The sequence below is a fragment of the Bartonella sp. AU15XJBT genome (genome assembly GCF_028618615.1).
Classification (GTDB): domain Bacteria; phylum Pseudomonadota; class Alphaproteobacteria; order Rhizobiales; family Rhizobiaceae; genus Bartonella.
Genome location: NZ_JAQITG010000003.1, coordinates 1 through 18,604 on the forward strand (window position 1 = coordinate 1; position 18,604 = coordinate 18,604).

The 18,604-nt window shown below is 37.1% G+C and carries 19 protein-coding genes and 2 pseudogenes; 5 read left to right on the forward strand and 16 right to left on the reverse strand.

Annotated elements, in window-relative coordinates:
• From PVV57_RS02115 to PVV57_RS02185, 15 genes and pseudogenes are all read right to left on the reverse strand, one after another.
• Positions 1-142: pseudogene (locus PVV57_RS02115) on the reverse strand (trwi protein); the annotation flags it as partial.
• Between the two features lie 192 nt (positions 143-334).
• A complete protein-coding gene (locus PVV57_RS02120) occupies positions 335-1,096 on the reverse strand; it encodes a type IV secretion system protein (RefSeq protein ID WP_273718654.1) in 762 nt (253 codons plus the stop codon).
• Positions 1,093-3,564 (reverse strand): VirB4 family type IV secretion/conjugal transfer ATPase, encoded by a 2,472-nt coding sequence (locus tag PVV57_RS02125; protein ID WP_273718657.1) that lies wholly within the window; start codon positions 3,562-3,564, stop codon positions 1,093-1,095. The genes PVV57_RS02120 and PVV57_RS02125 overlap by 4 nt, the downstream gene beginning before the upstream one ends.
• 2 nt (positions 3,565-3,566) lie before the next feature.
• Positions 3,567-3,875, reverse strand: coding sequence for a type IV secretion system protein VirB3 (locus PVV57_RS02130; protein ID WP_273718658.1), 309 nt, complete (start codon positions 3,873-3,875; stop codon positions 3,567-3,569).
• A 12-nt stretch (positions 3,876-3,887) separates the two neighbouring features.
• The gene (locus PVV57_RS02135; protein ID WP_273718659.1) at positions 3,888-4,199 is read right to left on the reverse strand and encodes a conjugal transfer protein; all 312 of its coding nucleotides are present in this window, start codon (positions 4,197-4,199) and stop codon (positions 3,888-3,890) included.
• A gap of 241 nt (positions 4,200-4,440) precedes the next feature.
• Positions 4,441-4,758, reverse strand: a complete 318-nt coding sequence (gene trwL / locus PVV57_RS02140) for a VirB2 family type IV secretion system major pilin TrwL (protein ID WP_273718662.1) — start codon at positions 4,756-4,758, stop codon at positions 4,441-4,443.
• Between the two features lie 83 nt (positions 4,759-4,841).
• Positions 4,842-5,165, reverse strand: coding sequence for a VirB2 family type IV secretion system major pilin TrwL (gene trwL, locus PVV57_RS02145; protein WP_273718663.1), 324 nt, complete (start codon positions 5,163-5,165; stop codon positions 4,842-4,844).
• A gap of 80 nt (positions 5,166-5,245) precedes the next feature.
• Positions 5,246-5,560: a VirB2 family type IV secretion system major pilin TrwL gene (trwL, locus tag PVV57_RS02150; protein WP_273718665.1), complete on the reverse strand. Its 315-nt coding sequence runs from the start codon at positions 5,558-5,560 to the stop codon at positions 5,246-5,248.
• Positions 5,561-5,642: 82 nt separating this feature from the next.
• Positions 5,643-5,963, reverse strand: coding sequence for a VirB2 family type IV secretion system major pilin TrwL (gene trwL, locus PVV57_RS02155; RefSeq protein ID WP_273718667.1), 321 nt, complete (start codon positions 5,961-5,963; stop codon positions 5,643-5,645).
• 82 nt (positions 5,964-6,045) lie between these two features.
• Entirely contained in the window at positions 6,046-6,363 is a 318-nt protein-coding gene (gene trwL, locus PVV57_RS02160; RefSeq protein ID WP_273718669.1) for a VirB2 family type IV secretion system major pilin TrwL, read from the reverse strand.
• Between the two features lie 82 nt (positions 6,364-6,445).
• Entirely contained in the window at positions 6,446-6,772 is a 327-nt protein-coding gene (trwL, locus tag PVV57_RS02165; protein WP_273718671.1) for a VirB2 family type IV secretion system major pilin TrwL, read from the reverse strand.
• Between the two features lie 83 nt (positions 6,773-6,855).
• Positions 6,856-7,173, reverse strand: coding sequence for a VirB2 family type IV secretion system major pilin TrwL (gene trwL / locus PVV57_RS02170; protein ID WP_273718672.1), 318 nt, complete (start codon positions 7,171-7,173; stop codon positions 6,856-6,858).
• Positions 7,174-7,255: 82 nt separating this feature from the next.
• A complete protein-coding gene (trwL, locus tag PVV57_RS02175) occupies positions 7,256-7,579 on the reverse strand; it encodes a VirB2 family type IV secretion system major pilin TrwL (RefSeq protein ID WP_273718673.1) in 324 nt (107 codons plus the stop codon).
• Entirely contained in the window at positions 7,542-7,841 is a 300-nt protein-coding gene (korA, locus tag PVV57_RS02180; RefSeq protein ID WP_241436072.1) for a KorA family transcriptional regulator, read from the reverse strand. The genes trwL (PVV57_RS02175) and korA overlap by 38 nt, the downstream gene beginning before the upstream one ends.
• A 126-nt stretch (positions 7,842-7,967) precedes the next feature.
• Positions 7,968-8,603 carry a TrwN protein gene (locus tag PVV57_RS02185; RefSeq protein WP_273718674.1) on the reverse strand — a complete coding sequence of 212 codons (636 nt, stop codon included), beginning with the start codon at positions 8,601-8,603 and terminating at the stop codon, positions 7,968-7,970.
• Between the two features lie 742 nt (positions 8,604-9,345).
• Here PVV57_RS02185 and PVV57_RS02190 point away from each other — a divergent pair.
• Positions 9,346-9,633, forward strand: coding sequence for an H-NS family nucleoid-associated regulatory protein (locus tag PVV57_RS02190; RefSeq protein WP_142416710.1), 288 nt, complete (start codon positions 9,346-9,348; stop codon positions 9,631-9,633).
• A gap of 1,818 nt (positions 9,634-11,451) precedes the next feature.
• Here PVV57_RS02190 and PVV57_RS02195 read toward each other — a convergent pair.
• Positions 11,452-12,729 (reverse strand): ubiquinone biosynthesis hydroxylase, encoded by a 1,278-nt coding sequence (locus tag PVV57_RS02195; RefSeq protein ID WP_273718675.1) that lies wholly within the window; start codon positions 12,727-12,729, stop codon positions 11,452-11,454.
• 763 nt (positions 12,730-13,492) lie between these two features.
• On the opposite strand from PVV57_RS02195, the gene PVV57_RS02200 reads away from it, so the two are divergent.
• The 4 genes and pseudogenes from PVV57_RS02200 to PVV57_RS02215 all read left to right on the forward strand — a co-directional run bounded on the left by PVV57_RS02200 (position 13,493) and on the right by PVV57_RS02215 (position 18,545).
• The gene (locus PVV57_RS02200) at positions 13,493-15,934 is read left to right on the forward strand and encodes a DNA translocase FtsK (protein ID WP_273783356.1); all 2,442 of its coding nucleotides are present in this window, start codon (positions 13,493-13,495) and stop codon (positions 15,932-15,934) included.
• Positions 15,935-16,741: 807 nt separating this feature from the next.
• Positions 16,742-16,972: pseudogene (locus PVV57_RS02205) on the forward strand (DNA translocase FtsK); the annotation flags it as partial.
• Positions 16,973-17,093: 121 nt separating this feature from the next.
• Positions 17,094-17,702: an outer membrane lipoprotein carrier protein LolA gene (locus PVV57_RS02210; RefSeq protein WP_273718677.1), complete on the forward strand. Its 609-nt coding sequence runs from the start codon at positions 17,094-17,096 to the stop codon at positions 17,700-17,702.
• 33 nt (positions 17,703-17,735) lie between these two features.
• Positions 17,736-18,545 carry an exodeoxyribonuclease III gene (locus PVV57_RS02215; RefSeq protein ID WP_273718678.1) on the forward strand — a complete coding sequence of 270 codons (810 nt, stop codon included), beginning with the start codon at positions 17,736-17,738 and terminating at the stop codon, positions 18,543-18,545.
• Positions 18,546-18,604 lie beyond the last annotated feature (59 nt).

Sequence of the window (18,604 nt, forward strand, 5' to 3'; positions counted from 1 at the left end):
CATAGATGATGAAAGCGATTGTGAGGCCGATTGATACAAAGGGTGTGATTGTAACAATTGCTTTTGAGGAAATATCCGTGACATATGTTTGTGTTATCTGATCAATTTTATTGAAAAGTTGCGTGAATACAGTAAAGTTCATGGCATTCCTCTTTAACAAATTTTCAATTTTTTATATGATTTCTCTAAGCATTTTTCGTTGAATTTTTTTAGGATGCATTTAGATTTCGTAGACCTTTTCAGTCTATGAGAGAGAACTAAGTATTATGCATTAACTTTTGCTTTTTACGAGCATACAGAAAAAATAATATACAAAATGTTATTATAAAAAGCTTTATCTAATAAATCTTATGGTAGGCATTTTTGTGTTTTTACTATTCAAAATTTTTATGTTATGCTTATCCTTCTGCTGTTTGATAAGTGTATATTCAGCGTTGCGTAAATGTGCGACCATTTGTAGTTTCGCTACTTCATTTTGTAGCTTAGCGAGCATCCCAATTATATGTGCTTGTAAATCGGCAATACTTTTTAGATCTTTTGTTGTCTTGATTTCGTTTAATAGTTCTTCAATTTGCTGAAAACGATTGTTTGCTTCTTGAAAAGTCTTTAAACTTACGGCTTTATCAGTGATGGCTGCATATTGGATCCGTTTGTTGATGAAACTACTAGATTCATGGATAGAGGCAGGAATTTCCTCTTCTTTTAAAATATTTTCAAGTGATGTAGATAGAGCAGAAGGTTTATTTCTATTGTAGAGCGTCTCGGGATTTTTGAGAAAAAAACTGCTCTGATCTGTTTGTGAATTTTTAAGTTTTTTAGTGTCGAATTTTTGGTTTCCCGTTATAGATTCATGTATCTTTTTTAATTCCTCAAGTTGTTTCTTTACGACCTCGAGGATTTCTTTAAGGCTTATTTTTTTTTGTTGTGGAGGTTGTTTAGGCGTTGGTGTGCTCGAAGATGAGCCCCAAAAACTAGGCCAAGTTGTTGGAACTGTTGCTTCTAAATCCGCTGCTCCTGCGCCCCAAACCCAAGCCATTGCTGGATTTGAAAGCCCTAAGGTTACTGCTACTGTTATTGAAATGACCTGTTTTTTCATGTTTCCCTCCTGTCATTTTTTGCGTGCTGTAAAAAAATTGGTAACCATATTGCCGGATCATCACCAACTTCTGCGATAATGCTTTCGGCTAATTCTGCGTTATCCGGCGTCCCTGATAATACCAAGAGCTCATCACTAAAGTCATGCTCGATGGTTTTTCCGTCATTTGTTACATGGAATTTACCCAGATTCAGCTCTGCAAGCGCAGATTGATCACCCTGCTTAATGAGGAACTGGCGACTAAATTCACCAAGTCCTTTAACGAGTTCAAATTCGGTGTCTGTTAGTTTAAAACCTTTTGTGTAATCTTCATAATTCGCTTTGGGGTTGGCTAGAAAAATGTAGGTTGCGCATTGCTGAATGAGTGTTTTGGCAATATTACTATCCAAAGCATCGCTAGGCTCTTGTGTTGCATAAACGAAAATACCATTTTGTTTACGAATAGTCTTTTGTTTATTCTTTGCTAAATCTTCAAAATATGGGTCTTGCAATGGTTTCCAAAACTCATCAAAGATATACATAAATCGCTGGCCGCTAATCATACCTTCTGTACGGTAAAGCAGATACATCATCACTGGAGTACGCGTTTCTGGGTTATCTAAGAATTCTGTGATATCAAAGCCGTAAATTTGATGTGTTGAAAGATCAAGAGCATCATGAGGATTATCGAATAACCATCCATAATCACCACCTTCACACCATTTGAGTAAGCGAGCGTGAACAGATGGGGGTGCATTATAATCACTTAAATGTGGATTTGGTAAAAATTGCACCAGAAAAGATAAACGACGCAGTGATGGGTCAATGTTACTGCTCATAACAGATGTAACAGCTTTGTTAATTTCTTCCTCGTCGTGATGTGTAACTTCGCCACCTGCTTCTGCCAATTTTTTAACAAATTGTTTTAGAAAAATCAAATTGTCTTGTGTGGGAGGAAGTTGAAATGGATTAAAACCACTTGATCTACCTGCCTTGAATGTTAAATATCTTCCACCCATCGCTCGAATGGCAATTTCCATACCACGATCTTTATCAAAAACAACAGTTGTCGGCTTAAATTTTTGTGCTTGTGCTAACAAAAAGCCGAGCAGTACAGTTTTACCAGATCCAGATTGTCCGATAAGCGCGGTATTACCCAGCAATCGCTTGTCAGTCGAATCCTCTTCAAGTTTGGAGGCGTGAAAATTAAAATAAAGCGGTGTTTTACTGGTTGTTTTAAGAATGGTGACCGCTGGTCCCCATGGATTGCCAGTGGGTTTTCCTGACATAAAATTATGCAAAGATGAAAATGATAAAAAGTTCAGTGATGTAATTGGGGCGGGGCGGGGCCTCCACTTCCAATTGCCAGGAAGTTGTGCCCAATAGCCAGCTTCTATCGCTAAATCTACAGGTTTTGGTAATACCGCAACATCTAATAATGCTGCACTTGCTTTGGCCATATAGTCGCGGACTTGTTGAATTGTATCACCATATATGGTCAATGTACAATGATGTTCCCCCATAACAAAATGTCCACTGATAAGCTGATTTAGTGCTTCATCAATTTGTGCAATTTGGCTTGTTGCTACATCACGTGCATCAATAAGATTACGCTGATGCCGCTGCAAATAGTCTTTAGCAGCATGTCGAGAGAGAACCGAAAAGCTCTGGGTCAATATGAACTCGAATTCACTTTCCAGCAAAACATTCAGTTGTCCTGGTTTGGTCGTTGCGTCGTATTCTTTAATTTCCAACATTCCAAATCGACGTATTCCACTGGTTGTGCGCAGCTCACCAAGAGCACCCCATTTTGAAAAAAATGGTCGATTGATAGACATGTAGTCAGCAAAACGGTCATAGCAAATTGGCATAGGGCGATATTCGCCATTGATAAGCATTCCCAGGAATTCAAGTGCAGAAGAATAGACATGTCCATTTTTTTCATAAGAACCAAGAAGTTCTGCACCATAACGCTTTAAGGATTGACCTAAAGTACGATTGACGTCATTGAGTTCTTTGATACATGAGTCTTGTCGCATCTTTTTTTGATCAAACGTTTCTCGCTCATGTTTAGAAAAGAACGACATAATTTTATCCGCTATCGGTTGGAAAACGACGGTCAAATACAGATCATTGACCATCAAATTATAACCAGAAAAGCTTTGCCGATATTTTTCATCAAGCTGATAGCAAAACATTTGATCAAATGCTGAATCAGGATATTCATAAACACGGCGGCGCACGATATGTGTCCAAAATGATAAATTAGCCGATGCAATACCCCGTAGAGTATTGTTAAGCTCTTTTGTCCATTGAAAAATATCTTCTTCTGAAGCGCTTTGATGCGAACGTCCGTCAATTTTCCAAATTGACAAATATTCCGCATTCTTAGTAGAGATAATCGTATCTGTAATATGATGTGAATAGGGAAGAAACAGGCTTACGGGTGTCTCTGATGCGAGACGTTTGCTGCTTTCAACAGCTGTCATGTTTATCTCCTTTTACTATAGTCAGAGGGACTATAACTTGATGCGCCCCAAAAACCTTTATTGCGATTGCGAAATTTAGTATCGATCCATAACCACCAGATACGAAATGCCTTATCATCGTTTTTAGTTATTTGCACCATAATGAACCATAATGGTGGAGCTATAATCCACAAAAAGATACTTATTGTCATGGCAATAACAGCGACCCCCATAACCATAACAATGAATGGCATCATGGGTACACCCCAAATCGTTGGAACACGTGTTGCTCCTTTGAATAGGGGGAATTCTTTGTTTTCTTGTGATTTCATGAAGTGCTCTTGTCACTGGAGGTGAAATAATATGTGGCTAATATAGAAAGCTGCACCAGCAATAATAACGCTGAATGCCCATCGCCTAAATGTCGCTTTTGCAATGATGCGGAATATATAAATAAGCAAAAGTAATAAAAGAATGATGGCAGCAACGATAGGAATAAGTATACTTAATCCATATTGCATCCCTATGAAAACATCTAAGCTCTTTGTTTCCGTTTGAGCATATGCAGATTGAGATATTAAGTACATCATTGAAGTGATAACAATAACATTAATCTTGTTGCATGTTTCTACTCGAAGCGTATTTGATTTTTTCATATCTTTTATCCCCTTTTAATTAAAGTTGCTATAAATAATATTCCTTTTTTCAGTATGGCTACATTATTACTGGTACAGTTTTATAATCGACGGATATTAAAACCATTACGTATTATACTAACTTATAGATTACCTTTCAATAACATTAAAGAAGGTTAGGTTGTAGAGCCCGCAATAATAAAATAATGTCAATTGCTCACCTTATAAACGTATCGTGTCTTATTATTTGTAATTAATGCCGTTATGGCTTAAATAGCAGTGTAACAAGTTGGGCTGCAGAACCAGCGATGACAACACCGATTGCCCACCGTACAAATGTATCCTTTCCGATGTAGCGTCCTGCATAACCAATTGCTAAACACAAAAGTATAATAGCAGCAGCGATAGGAATAATTGCTTTAATGTCTGCCTGTAAATTTGTTAGAGCTGTTGATGCATTTGTTAAAACGCTTGCGTTTTGAGCACATACAGAATTACTCACAAAAAACACAGTTAATGTTGCAGAAACTGTAGCGATTTTGTTGTTACTTTTCGATTGAAGACTAATTAATTTTTGCATTTTTTACTCTTAATTAAAATTCTAGATAACAATCTCGTATGAATAAACATATTGTATTTATCTATTTGTAATTAATGTCATTATTACGTTGTTTTAAATAGCAGTGTAACAAGTTGGGTTGCAGAACCAGCGATGACAACACCGATTGCCCACCGCACAAAAGTGTCTTTTCCGATATAGCGCCCTGCATAACCAATTGCTAAACACAGAAGTATAATAGCAGCAGCGATAGGGATAATTATTTTAATATCTGTCTGTAAATCTGTTAGAGCTTTCGATGCATTTGTTAAAACGGTTGCTTGGGCTTGGGCATAAGCAGAATGATTCATAAAGAATGTAGTTATAACTGCAGAAATTGTAGCGATTTTGTTGTTACTTTTCGATTGAAGACTAATTAATTTTTGCATTTTTTACTCTTAATTAAAATTTTGGATAACAATTTCGTATGAATAAACATATTGTATTTTATTATTTATAATTAATGCCGTTATGGCTTAAATAGCAGTGTAACAAGTTGGGCTGCAGAACCAGCGATGACAACACCGATTGCCCACCGTACAAAAGTGTCCTTTTCGATATAGCGCCCTGCATAACCAATTGCTAAGCACAACAGTATAATAGCAGCAGCGATAGGAATAATTTTCTGAATATCCTCTTGTAAACTTGTTAAAGCGCTCTCTGCATTTGTTAAAACGCTCGCTTTGGCATAAGCAGAATTATCCATAAAGAACGCAGTTATAGCTGCAGAAATTGCGGTGATTTTGTTGTTACTTTTCGATTGAAGACTAATTAATTTTTGCATGTTTTACTCTTAATTAAAATTCTAGATAACAATTTCGTATGAATAAACATATTGTATTTATTATTTGTAATTAACGCCCTTATTACGGTGTTGTAAATAGCAGTGAAACAAGTTGGGCTGCAGAACCAGCGATGACAACACCGATTGCCCACCGCACAAAAGTGTCTTTTCCGATATAGCGCCCTGCATAACCAATTGCTAAGCACAGAAGTATAATAGCAGCAGCGATAGGAATAATTGCTTGAATGTCTTTCTGTAACTTTGTTAGAGCATCCTCTGCATGTTTCAAAGTTGCCGCTGCAGCAGCATAAGTAGAATTATCCATAAAGAACGCAGTTATAGCTGCAGAAATTACGGCGATTTTGTTGTTACTTTTTGATTGAAGACTAATTAATTTTTGCATGTTTTACTCTTAATTAAAATTCTAAATAACATTTTTGTATGTATCAACATATTGTATTTATTATTTATAATTAATGCCGTTATTACGTTGTTTTAAATAGCAGTGAAACAAGTTGGGCTGCAGAACCAGCGATGACAACACCGATTGCCCACCGTACAAATGTATCTTTTCCGATATAGCGTCCTGCATAACCAATTGCTAAACACAAAAGTATAATAGCAGCAGCGATAGGGATAATTGCTTGAATGTCTGCCTGTAACTTTCCTAGAGCATCCTCTGCATGTTTCAAAGTTGTCGCTGCAGCATAAGCAGAATTATCCATAAAGAACGCAGTTATAGCTGCAGAAATTGCGGTGATTTTGTTGTTACTTTTCGATTGAAGACTAATTAATTTCTGCATTTTTTACTCTTAATTAAAATTCTAGATAACATTTTGGTATGTATCAACATATTGTATTTATTATTTATAATTAATGCCGTTATTACGCTGTTTTAAATAGCAGTGTAACAAGTTGGGCTGCAGAACCAGCGATGACAACACCGATTGCCCACCGTACAAAAGTGTCCTTTTCGATATAGCGCCCTGCATAACCAATTGCTAAGCACAACAGTATAATAGCAGCAGCGATAGGGATAATTTTCTGAATATCGCCTTGTAAACCCTTTAGAGCTGTCTCTGCATTTGTTAAAACTTTAGCTGTTTGAGCTTGAGCGCACACAGGATGTGTCATAAAGAACGCAGTTATAGCTGCAGAAATTGCGGTGATTTTGTTGTTACTTTTCGATTGAAAACTAATTAATTTTTGCATTTTTTACTCTTAATTAAAATTCTAGATAACATTTTTGTATGAATAAACATATTGTATTTTATTATTTGTAATTAATGCCCTTATTACGGTGTTGTAAATAGCAGTGTAACAAGTTGGGTTGCAGAACCAGCGATGACAACACCGATTGCCCACCGTACAAATGTATCCTTTCCGATATAGCGTCCTGCATAACCAATTGCTAAGCACAGAAGTATAATAGCAGCAGCGATAGGAATAATTACTTTTAAGTCTGTCTGTAACTTTGTTAGAGCGCCCTCTGCATGTTTCAAAGTTGCCGCTGCAGCATAAGTAGAATTATCCATAAAGAACGCAGTTATAGCTGCAGAAATTACGGCGATTTTGTTGCTACTTTTCGATTGAAGACTAATTAATTTTTGCATTTTTTACTCTTAATTAAAATTCTAGATAACATTTTGGTATGTATCAACATATTGTATTTATTATTTATAATTAATGCCGTTATTACGTTGTTTTAAATAGCAGTGAAACAAGTTGGGCTGCAGAACCAGCGATGACAACACCGATTGCCCACCGCACAAATGTGTCTTTTCCGATATAGCGTCCTGCATAACCAATTGCTAAACACAAAAGTATAATAGCAGCAGCGATAGGGATAATTTTCTGAATATCGTCTTGTAAACCCTTTAGAGCTGTCTCTGCATTTTTTAAAGTTTTCACTTGGGCTTGGGCATAAGCAGAATTACCCATAAAAAACACAGTTAAAGCTGCAGAAAACGCAGCAATTTTATTACGAGCTGTTGTGTGAAGAATATTTAATTGTTTCATGTTCTTTATCCTGATTAAGATTAAAACTCCCACAAATAACCCCTCTTTCATGAAGAAATTTAAAGAGATATTTTGGATCAGCCCAAGTTCTTAGTTTTCCTCTTTGTGTAAGTAATGTATATTTATTGGGTTTTCCGGTGATTGGATCATCGGCAACAAACGTAAAATACCATTCTCTTTCTGAGCGCATCACAACTGTAATTTCACGTGCTGCTCTCTGACTAAATGCTATGTCAACGCTGTTTTGTTCTATCATTTTCATTTTTTTGCCCTCAATTAGAAGAGATTTTATCCAATCTTACTAATTAGAGCTTTAATATTTTCTTATCTAGCTTTCATTATACCATCCTATCAAAATTCTAGTTTCCATTCGTGAAAATATCAGTCATCAATTTAGCTGCTTTGTCGGTGAAGAAGAATCTCCCGTGGCAAAAGCATCACGGCTGCTACTTTCTTTATGTGTAAACGCATCCTCTAATCCCCATAAAGAAAGAGGAAGAGAATCTACTTTAGTTGCCTGTTTTGGTTCTTCTTTTTTAAGCCTTACAGGCTCTTGCAAATCTTTATCTCTTCGTGCAACAGCTCCTTCTCCGATATATGAAGTAATCGTCTGTGTATCGGTACCACTGCTTAAATTTTCTGTGCTGTAAAAACTTAGCACAGACTGCAATGTCGCCTTTTCAAAGATATACTTTGATGTTTTTTGTTCATAGCAGTAAGTCAAAGTGTTTTGTACAGCTGCAAGATTTCTGCAAAAGTCAAATGACCCAAAAAAAGAAAGCCATTTCATATTTTCAACATCAATTTGCTTAAAGATTGCGTCAAAATTATGTCTATTTTGTTTAAACTGCTTAATTATTGCGGTTTCTTCTTTAAGCAGAGATAATTGACGGAATAATTTATCATTCTTATCTGTTATATGAACGTTATCCCGTGCTCTTTGTTCGATGAGAGTAGAAAATACAGGATTGGGGGTATTGGGCATGTATGCAGCAGCAAACATTGTGAAATCTAGAAAAATCATTAGCAATACACCTTATTATGAAGAATTTTGTTTATATAAATGCCAATTCTGTTTGGTGCTTTTTGTCGCTGTTTCTTGATTTTATAAATTTGAAATACGGAATTGTTTCGCTTAGAAGATTCCTTGTATTTATTATTTTCTTCTTTTCTAAGAAGATCTCTAATACATATGAATATCCAAGAAATAAGATCGATGTGTGGTATAAAATAGAGCAGATTATGCCAACCAATATTATTGGGATGACGGAAAAAAATGCGACTTTTAAACAATAATGATCTTTGGGAACCTCTTGAAGTTGCTTGTTCTATATAGTTTTCTCGTTGCAAAAAAAAATTTAAAGAACATTTATACGAAGTGAAAATCCGTTGTATTTGAGAGTATCTCTTATTGTTATAATGAACGATACCATCATTATAGGGAGAGGGCTTGTTCTTTGTTGCATATTGCCATAGTTTATAGAGTGGTAATTTATATTTACTTTTGACTACTGATTCATAAGAGTCAGGGAGGTGTGATGGCATTTGTGCACTGCACTTTTTAATTTCAGCAACTAAACTGAAAAAGGATGCAGTGGTGGAAGCTGGGACACAAATAAATAGTTCTTTGTGGTACAAAACACATCTCCGTCAAAGTGATATATGTATCGTAATTTTAATTTTGATAATAAATAGACGAAAATTGTCTATAATTGTGTTTAAAATATGGCAAAGGGCAATTCTTTTTTGCAAGGGGAGTAATTAAGGTGAATGATCTCAAAAATATGAATTTTGATGAACTACAAGAGATGCGTACACAAATTGATGTGGAATTGAAAAAACGGCAAGCAAAGGAAAAGCAAAATGCACGACGAAAAATTCTTGAAATTGCTAATACCCATGGAATTGATATCGCTGATCTTGTGAGCAAAGAGCGTCATTATAGGAACCCCAATAACCAATGGGAATTATGGAATGGGCGTGGACGGAGACCGAAGTGGATTAAAGAGTGGTTGGAGAATGGGTATACACTTGATGAACTCGAAGTAACATAACACATGTGCGATATTTATAAGGTAAGGGAATATCAAGAGATGTGAGTGCAAGAAGTAGGCTCTTTTTGCTAATTTGATTTTATAAAAATACTGAATAGATGTATTAATCTATTAAGGTGCCAGATAAAATGCTAGAAAGTATGGACAAATGTATCTAAATGCAAAAGGTATTGTTGTCATAAGCTGGCATCATTATTATGCTTGCTAGCTTAAAGTGTTATAACTGCTTTTGGCATTTTGAGAGAGGGGGACGTTTTACTTCTTTTTTATAGTTTTACTCAGCGTTGCTCTTTTTAGTCTGTGCAACTAAGTGGTTTACTGATTCTTTACAAAAAGGGTTGAAATCAGAAGAATTTATTGTATCAGGAGCAATACTATTTTTATATTTGCCAGCCCCAATGTTGTGACAGTCCTTGGTAATTGAGACGGTTCATAAGAGGCATTTTTAGTCCTTTCTTCAACAGTTTTACCCATATGGCCCACTCGTTTGTGACGTGCAAGAGGCGTGCTTTTTATTGCTTCAATAGGAGAGGGATTTGAAATGAGAGATCTTACGGTATTCAGGATTCTGAGTAACGATAAATTATCATTATAAATTGATTTGTTGTTTGATTCTAACCTAATATGTAAAATAATAAATTTATTAATCAATATGTTGATAAATTAATATTCTTATATTTTTGCAATACTGTTCTGTAGAATAAGACTTTGATGTTATGGAATTTGTTGAGTCTTTTTTCTGTAAGATTATATATGTGAGTTATTCGCTTTATTTATCGTTCGTACGATTGAGATGAGTGAGCGTATGGAAAATGAAAATTTTCTATGGCGGGTGAGGGTTTTAATAGGATTTTGTGACACGTTTTGAAGTGTCTGTGATTAAAATTCATTTATGGGCCTTTATGAATAAAAGGTGCATTGAAAATAAAAAGATTGGATTATTTTTTACTTTCGTTTGTTTTTTTGTATGGTCAGGGTAGAGGGTAATATACACGTTTGCAATTGTGTGTGATGGTGTAGAGTACGGAATACTTTGCTATATATGAGATTTTTTTTAATTGTGGCATATTCATATAAATTAAAAGACTTGTTTGAGAAACAGAATACCCTAAACGGAGTATACTTGTGTGCCAATTTACATGCTTTTTAAAAAATATTTTCCAATGCCACTAAGCCTATTTTATGGCGCTGCTAAAACAATACAATGTAAAAATCCCTATTATCATATCAAATCTATTCTGCACCATCATTTTTATTTCAATAATAAAGTATAAAAGTCTGCGCCATTATACACTTTGCTAATGTTCAATGTTTCGCGATAGTCCTTGGTGCAAGGGAGGTGGCATGAGAGGCTTTGATTCCTTATCTTCAATCATTTTTTATCTATATGCTAGTCTCATTTGTGGCATGTAAAGGGTGATTTTGATGGCTTCAACAGGAGAGAGATTGGAAATGAGGGTATTTTTATGATCTTCAGCTCTCTCATTTAACAAGAGAACGATGAAGTATTCATTGTAAGTCAAAGCTGGTTTGATAAAGAAAGTCTTGTGTATTTTGTTATGCCGTGAAATAGCGTTATTTGAAGTGTGATAAGATTGCTTTCGTGATATATTTTTTCAGTGTGTGTGAATATTCTTAAAGTATAGCTTGCTTGGCTTGCCTTATCGTTAAGTGAAATACGGGGAGGGGAAGTCAAGGGAAAGCTACGTGATAAGAATCCGGACTGTTTACAGTGCGGATTGAAAGGGAGTTTTTGTTCTTTGAGGGGGAAGAAAGAAGCCAAAGGTTGTAAAAAGTGAAAGGGTATGAATTTTTTGCTTAAAGCGGGAAACCGTGTAAGAGACGGGGAGCATTTGGGGTAAGTCCAGCAGCTTCTTGAATGAAATATTTTTTTATTTTTGGCGCTTGATTGACGATTCCAAGACCGGTATCGCGAAGCATCCGTAAGAGAAGGCTATCGTTAGAAAAGAGTTTATTAAGCCAATCATTGCTTAAAGCCATACGGACAATTTCAAAACGTCTCCAGCTTTGATAGCGCTCTAAAGCGCTGAGGGAGCCAATGTCAAGACCTAGTCGTGCTGTTTCAATAATCACTTCAGCGAGGGCCGCGCTATCACGTAAACCTAAATTGAGTCCTTGTCCTGCAAGGGGGTGGATGGTATGGGCAGCATCTCCAATGAGGGCAAAACGGGGCTTAATACATTGACGTGTTAAAGAAAGGTTTAGGGGAAAAGCTTGACGTTCACCATTCCAAGAGAGTTTTCCTAATCGATGACCAATGCGTCTTTCGAGTTCTGTTTCAAAAATAAGGGCATCAGCTTTGAGATAATATTGCGCAGTTTTATGGTCTTCATTCCATACAATAGCGGATTGGTTACCTTTGAGAGGGAGAAGAGCGAAAGGGCCGGCAGGTAAAAAATGTTGAATTGCTTGACCATTATGGGGTTTTTCATGTTCAACTGTGCAGATGATTGCTGTTTGTTTATAGGCATGAGAAAAGTTTTTAAGACCCGCTTTTTGGCGTAATTTCGAATGGGCTCCGTCGGCTGCAATAAGCAATTTTGTTTGCCAGACCTCTTCATTATTTAAAGTGACAGTTGTGTGTTGGTTGTCTTGATGAAAATCAATGACACGCGTATTTGCCATAACAGGGATATCGAGATCTTTGACACGTTTTTTTAAAGTGTTGATGAGTTCTCTATGTTCTACCATAGTCGCAAAGGGTTCACCGGGGGTAATGTCGCCTTCGAATGTTAAAAGAGTTGGTTTGACAGGATCACTTGTGCTTGTATCTGTGATGATCATGGAGTGAATGGGTTGCGCATAGAGTTTGATAGAGTCCCAACATTGCAATTGTTTTAACATACGAACAGAAGCAGCAGCAAGGGCAATGGTTCGTATGTTAGAAGCAGGAATATCTCCTTGTGGAGCAGCATCAACGATTTTTATTTTCAGATTAGGGGCTGTTTGCTTGAGTGCTATTGCCAGTGTTAAACCGACAGCCGCTCCCCCTGCAATGAGAAGATCACATTGTTTGATTTTATCGGATTTTATTTCTTTATTGGTTTTTACATCTTTATGGTGATTAGAATACACAATGCTTCTTCCATTATTTACGGGGCTTCTTCCATTGTTTAAAGTTTGCTCGCTGTTAATAAAGAATATTTTTTTCAAATTATCTACAATATTTTAATTTTTACTTTTCTCCCTGCTTTACAAAGATGAGGCTTCTCTTTGGATGTGGGTGTCAATCTGATGACAGATGAGTGTTTTAGAGCTCTTTTGCTTTAGTTGTGTGACTCACTTTACAAATTTATCGGATCAGCCTTTTTTGAATGTCCTCTTCAACTCTTTTTACACTTGGTTGATAGAAAAGAAAACTAAAATTAGTCAAAGATGGGAGTGTATTTTTTAATTTGCATGAATGTTCTTTAATATGCTTGTCCTAAAGGGGGACATTGAGGATGATAGATAAAAGTTGTGTTTATTCGTGATGGTTAAAACGGTATTAATATTTTGATGTTACCATGGTGTAGATAGCCTTCTGTTTAGGAGGGTGATAGGGTTGGTGGTAAATTGTACAACCTATGTAAAACTTTACATGTGAGGTGTTTTTTTGTTGTTCGTGTAATAAATATTCAAGGTAGGCTTTTTTCGTGCTTTATGAAGGATTGTTCCTTAGGGTGGTGGTATGAACAATATGAAGTGGGAAGAAAGTATAACGCGTTAGATTAAGAAGTTAGATTGTTGACAGATGACTGTTTACAGATCGGCACTGGGTGTAAGCTTCGTCCTTTTTTAGGAGAGGGAGGAGGTTATAGCTCTTTAAATATGAAAGTTTTGTATTTGGAATTGATGGATGCACCGAAGTTCTTCTCCTTATGATTCATTAGAAGCGCGAGATTCTCAAGGTTTTCCGCTTGTTGAGATGTTTTTGCGCCAGATAGGCGTTTTCATTGGCCTTGGGCTTTTGGGCTTTATTATTTTTTGTGTGTTTGCTTTGGCGACGTGGAATGTTGCTGACCCCTCTTTAACCCATGCAAGTACAAATGAGGTTACAAACCTTATGGGATGGCTGGGAGCGATTTTTTCAGATTTTATTATGCAGTTTTTTGGCTTAGCAGGTCTTGCTGTTTTGTTGCCGCCATTATTTTGGTCTTTTCTTTTGTTGGCACAAAAGAATATCTACAATTTGACTTTGCGCTTTTTTTTGTGGGTGGTATCAACGATTTGTTTTTTAATGGCTTTTGCCCTTATGACGCCTGTTGCTTCTGTTACTTATTGGCCATTGCCAATGGGATTGGGAGGGGTTTTAGGAGATAAAGCTTTAAGTGTTGCTTCTTCAATTTTTCCTCTTTTTCTTTCTCCATTTTATATGGTGCTTTTCAGTGTTGTTTTTATCCTTTTAGGTTTTTTCATTGCTGCTTTTTCTGGCAATGTGATATGGCGGCGTCAAACGAAGAAAAGAAAAGAAAAAAACATTCCAAAAAACCAAATTGTTGATCCGGTCTTTGAGATGGAAGAAGATGTGGAATATGCCGCAGAGGATGATCGTGAGAAGCATGGTTTTTTTGCGACAACTTTTGGTGCTCTTTTACATCTTTTTTATTTTTTACAAGCGCGTTTTTTTCGTTTTTTCTGTTGCAAAAGGCGTTCTCAGAGTAAAGGGCAAGGCAAGTCATTTGATCGGATTGAACCAACGTTTTTGGGCGAAAAAGAACAGTGTGAGGAAAGTCAAAATAAAGCCCATGCTTCTTCTGTTAAAAGCCGAAAGTCTTTAACAGTTTCTTCAAATGGTGGTTTTGTTCTTCCACTTTTGGATTACCTATCGGTTCCACCACCCGCGGTTCGGGATGCAAAACTTTCTCCTGCTGCTTTAAAAGAAAATTCTCAGGAACTTGAAGGGGTTTTGTTAGATTTTGGGGTCAAAGGAAAAATTATAGCTGCTTGTCCTGGACCCGTGGTCACTTTATATGAATTTGAACCGGCTGCTGGCATTAAGTCTTCTCGTATTATTAGTCTGGCAGATGATATTGCGCGCTCGATGCGTGCGATTTCTGCGCGTGTTGCTGTGGTTCCAGGGCGCAATGTGATTGGAATAGAATTGCCCAACGCAAAGCGTGAGATGGTTTATTTAAGAGAGATTGTGCAAGCACAGGAATTTGTTGAAAGCAAAGCAAAGCTAGGGCTTGCTTTGGGCAAAACAATCGGGGGGGAAGCTGTTATTGCGGATTTAGCAAAAATGCCGCATCTTTTGGTTGCCGGTACAACAGGATCGGGAAAGTCTGTTGCTATTAATACAATGATTTTATCATTGCTTTATCGTATGACGCCTGAACAATGTCGCCTTATTATGGTGGATCCGAAAATGCTTGAACTTTCGGTTTATGATGGCATTCCCCATTTATTAACACCCGTGGTGACAGATCCTAAAAAAGCAGTGACTGCACTTAAATGGGCTGTTCGTGAAATGGAAGAGCGCTACAGTAAAATGTCAAAACTTGGCGTTCGCAATATCGATGGGTTTAATGCACGTCTCAAGGAGTCGGAAGGTCAAGGAGAGACAATGGTGCGCACAATTCAAGTGGGCTTTGATCACGATACTGGTGAGCCTCTTTATGAGACAGAAACACTTGATTTTAGTCCTATGCCCTATATTGTTGTCATTATTGATGAAATGGCTGATTTGATGATGGTCGCTGGTAAAGATATTGAAGGCGCGGTTCAACGTTTAGCACAAATGGCACGTGCCGCCGGTATCCATGTGATTATGGCGACACAGCGTCCTTCTGTCGATGTTATTACTGGGACGATTAAAGCCAATTTTCCTACACGCATTTCTTTTTCCGTGAGTTCAAAAATCGATAGTCGAACGATTCTAGGCGAACAGGGCGCCGAGCAATTATTGGGACAAGGAGATATGCTCTTTATGATGGGAGGAGGGCGTATTCAGCGTGTGCATGGACCTTTTGTTGCGGATGATGAAGTGGAGCAGGTTGTTGCACATCTCAAAGCGCAAGCACGTCCTGATTATTTGGAAATAATTACCCAAGACGTTGAAGAGGATGATACGGATGTTTCTTCGGCTTCTCCTTCAGCAGATGATCCCTATAGTCAAGCTGTTGCTATTGTTCTTCGTGATCGTAAGGCTTCAACCTCTTATATTCAACGCCGTTTAGGTATTGGTTATAACCGTGCTGCAACATTGATTGAGAGGATGGAAGAAGAAGGTATCATTAGTCCAGCAAATCATGCAGGCAAACGAGAAATTTTAGTTCCTGCCGAAGAAGAACGCTTTTGAAAAATCTTTATAATCGTTTTTTTAATCATATTTTGTAAAAGCAGGTGTTGGTTCTATTGCACTGTAGAAAGCCCGCATCATCATATACGAGCTCTCAATATTGCGATAGCGCCTTGGCGCTTGAGACTCTTCATAAGGTTTTTTCTTTATCTTATATAACTTTATTCACACGCTAACCTTGTTTGTAATGTGCAAGCAAATGATTGGAATTGATTCAATATGAGAGAGTATGTGATGAGAGGATCTTACTGTATTTGGTGCTATGATTTCAGTTAAAAATGATGATTTATCATTATAAATCAATTTTTTGATGTAAAATAGGGTCATTGGGAGCGTGGAGATATAAAGGCATGCAAGGCTTGATATTTCAGTGTTTTTGCTGTTCTCATAATTTGATCTCACGAACAAATCAGTTGCGCTATATGGTTTGTGGTCTGCTTTTAGGGTAAGGCTTGTCTGTCGAGCCTTATGGAAGATGAATTATATGGGGTGGAAAGCCAAGTAAAACCTGCTAAACTCCAAACTATTTACAGACCGGATAGGTTGAAAATTTTTATTCTTTTTGGTGGGGAGGAAGTTAAAAAAACGTTTTTACTCCTTAAAAGAACTTTCAGGTTCGTGAACAATATATTTAATCCGTTGGTGTATTAACTATCATGCATATTGCTTCAAAGATTAGGGGCGGGAAAGAATATATTGTGCGTTTAGAAAATTGGCAAAAAAAGTAGAAAATTGGGATGCTTTCTGAAATTTAAAAGCAGACTGATTGTTTGGAAACGATACCGTAAGAGATTGCAAGAAATAAAGAAGGATGTTTCTTTGGCTTTTTCTTTAGCAGATGAGCCTTATAGCCAAGCTGTTGCAGTTGTGCTTCGTGATGGTAAGGCTTCAACCTCTTATATTCAACGCCGTTTAGGTATTGGTTATGATCGTGCCGCGACATTGATTGAGAGGATGGAAGAAGAAGGCATCGTTCGTTCAGCAAATCATGCAGGCAAACGAGAAATTTTAGTTCCTGCCGAAGAAGAACGCTTTTGAAAAATCTTTTGATAATTTTTTCAAACAATATCTTTATCTTATAAAGCAGGGTATTTATTCATCATTGATGGCTTAATTATAAATGATAAAGTCAATTCGATATTGTTTGGGAGCATTTTTTATGAAAACGTCTTTTTTACCACAAAGAAGAGTCTTTGGGTTTGTGGGGATTATTGTCTTTTGGTGTTTAACTTTTCCTGCTTTTTCGCAAGTATCCAATAAGGTGGCAAAAGCGCAAAATGTTGCCAACCACTTTGCGGCAATCAAAACAATGACAGGTGACTTTATTCAATTTAGTCCAAAGGGGAAAATGTCTCAAGGAACATTTTATCTTGAGCGTCCAGGGAAAATTCGCTTTATTTACAAGAAAATGCCTTTACAAATCATTGCAGATGGTCAATTCGTGGGCATTAACAATAGGGCTTTAAATACTTGGAACTTTTCACAACTTTCACAAACGCCAATGAAGTTTTTGTTGGATGATAAAATTGACGTATCGTCTGGGCGTTTGTTGGCATTTCGCGAAGATCCAGGGGCAGTAACGATTGTTCTGCGTGATAAAACGATTGGGGCGGGGCAAATAAGAATGGTTTTTGATTCTAAAAGCTTTGCTTTGCGGCAGTGGACAATTGTTGACCAACAAAACTTGGAAACGACTGTGCAGATTATGAATGTACGAACAGGCGTTCGTTTTGTTCAGGGCATGTTTACACTTCCCTCAAAAAAATGAAGCAACAGTGTCACGTCATTGGGATTGAAACAGATGTTCTTTCGTATTGCGACTTGGAATATTAACTCTATTCGTTTGCGCCTTGCACAGGTTTTTCAGTATTTGAAATTCTTTCCTGCCGATGTTTTATGCCTACAGGAAACAAAATGTCCCGATGCTTTATTTCCCGTGGAGGCTTTTGAAGCAGCAGGATATAAGCATATCGCACTGAATGGACAAAAATCGTATAATGGGGTGGCGATTGTTTCTCGTTTGCCTTTTAAAAAGGTGAATAAGCGTTTCTTTTGTCAAAACCAAGATTGTCGCTATATCTCAGTGATTGTGGAAGCTCATGGTAAATTGATGCGGATTCATAATTTTTATGTTCCTGCTGGGGGCGATATTCCTGACGCTCATGTGAATGAAAAATTTCGTCATAAGCTTGATTTTTTGGAAGAAATGTCTTTTTTTCGCGCCGATCAGGAAAAGGGGATGTCTTCTCTTTTGCTGGGTGATTTGAATATTGCTCCTTTAGCAGAAGATGTTTGGTCTCATCAGCAATTGTTGAAGGTTGTAAGCCATACACCCATTGAAACCGAGCGTTTACAAGATTTGTGTTGTCAGGGCGGATGGGTTGATCTCATGCGGTTGCATATCCCTGTTCCTACTAAACTTTATACATGGTGGAGTTATCGTGCTCGCGATTGGGCCTTTACGGATTATGGGCGGCGGCTTGATCATGTTTGGTCTTCTTCAGATTTAGCTCCTTTTGTGGCCGATCTTTCGACTTTTCGTGATGCGCGCGGATGGGAACGTCCTTCAGATCATATTCCTGTGCAAACTGTATTTGATTTTTCACGTTAATTTTGAAATAACAGGTAAATAAAGTATTAATATTACATAATGATTCTGAAAGAATGCGG

What these genes read in the sequence shown, in the direction of transcription:
- PVV57_RS02120 (WP_273718654.1), bottom strand. Translation starts at nt 1,096, where the DNA reads ATGAAAAAACAGGTCATTTCAATAACAGTAGCAGTAACCTTAGGGCTT.
- PVV57_RS02125 (WP_273718657.1), bottom strand. Translation starts at nt 3,564, where the DNA reads ATGACAGCTGTTGAAAGCAGCAAACGTCTCGCATCAGAGACACCCGTA.
- PVV57_RS02130 (WP_273718658.1), bottom strand. Translation starts at nt 3,875, where the DNA reads ATGAAATCACAAGAAAACAAAGAATTCCCCCTATTCAAAGGAGCAACA.
- PVV57_RS02135 (WP_273718659.1), bottom strand. Translation starts at nt 4,199, where the DNA reads ATGAAAAAATCAAATACGCTTCGAGTAGAAACATGCAACAAGATTAAT.
- trwL (WP_273718662.1), bottom strand. Translation starts at nt 4,758, where the DNA reads ATGCAAAAATTAATTAGTCTTCAATCGAAAAGTAACAACAAAATCGCT.
- trwL (WP_273718663.1), bottom strand. Translation starts at nt 5,165, where the DNA reads ATGCAAAAATTAATTAGTCTTCAATCGAAAAGTAACAACAAAATCGCT.
- trwL (WP_273718665.1), bottom strand. Translation starts at nt 5,560, where the DNA reads ATGCAAAAATTAATTAGTCTTCAATCGAAAAGTAACAACAAAATCACC.
- trwL (WP_273718667.1), bottom strand. Translation starts at nt 5,963, where the DNA reads ATGCAAAAATTAATTAGTCTTCAATCAAAAAGTAACAACAAAATCGCC.
- trwL (WP_273718669.1), bottom strand. Translation starts at nt 6,363, where the DNA reads ATGCAGAAATTAATTAGTCTTCAATCGAAAAGTAACAACAAAATCACC.
- trwL (WP_273718671.1), bottom strand. Translation starts at nt 6,772, where the DNA reads ATGCAAAAATTAATTAGTTTTCAATCGAAAAGTAACAACAAAATCACC.
- trwL (WP_273718672.1), bottom strand. Translation starts at nt 7,173, where the DNA reads ATGCAAAAATTAATTAGTCTTCAATCGAAAAGTAGCAACAAAATCGCC.
- trwL (WP_273718673.1), bottom strand. Translation starts at nt 7,579, where the DNA reads ATGAAACAATTAAATATTCTTCACACAACAGCTCGTAATAAAATTGCT.
- korA (WP_241436072.1), bottom strand. Translation starts at nt 7,841, where the DNA reads ATGAAAATGATAGAACAAAACAGCGTTGACATAGCATTTAGTCAGAGA.
- PVV57_RS02185 (WP_273718674.1), bottom strand. Translation starts at nt 8,603, where the DNA reads ATGATTTTTCTAGATTTCACAATGTTTGCTGCTGCATACATGCCCAAT.
- PVV57_RS02200 (WP_273783356.1), top strand. Translation starts at nt 13,493, where the DNA reads ATGCACCGAAGTTCTTCTCCTTATGATTCATTAGAAGCGCGAGATTCT.
- PVV57_RS02210 (WP_273718677.1), top strand. Translation starts at nt 17,094, where the DNA reads ATGAAAACGTCTTTTTTACCACAAAGAAGAGTCTTTGGGTTTGTGGGG.
- PVV57_RS02215 (WP_273718678.1), top strand. Translation starts at nt 17,736, where the DNA reads ATGTTCTTTCGTATTGCGACTTGGAATATTAACTCTATTCGTTTGCGC.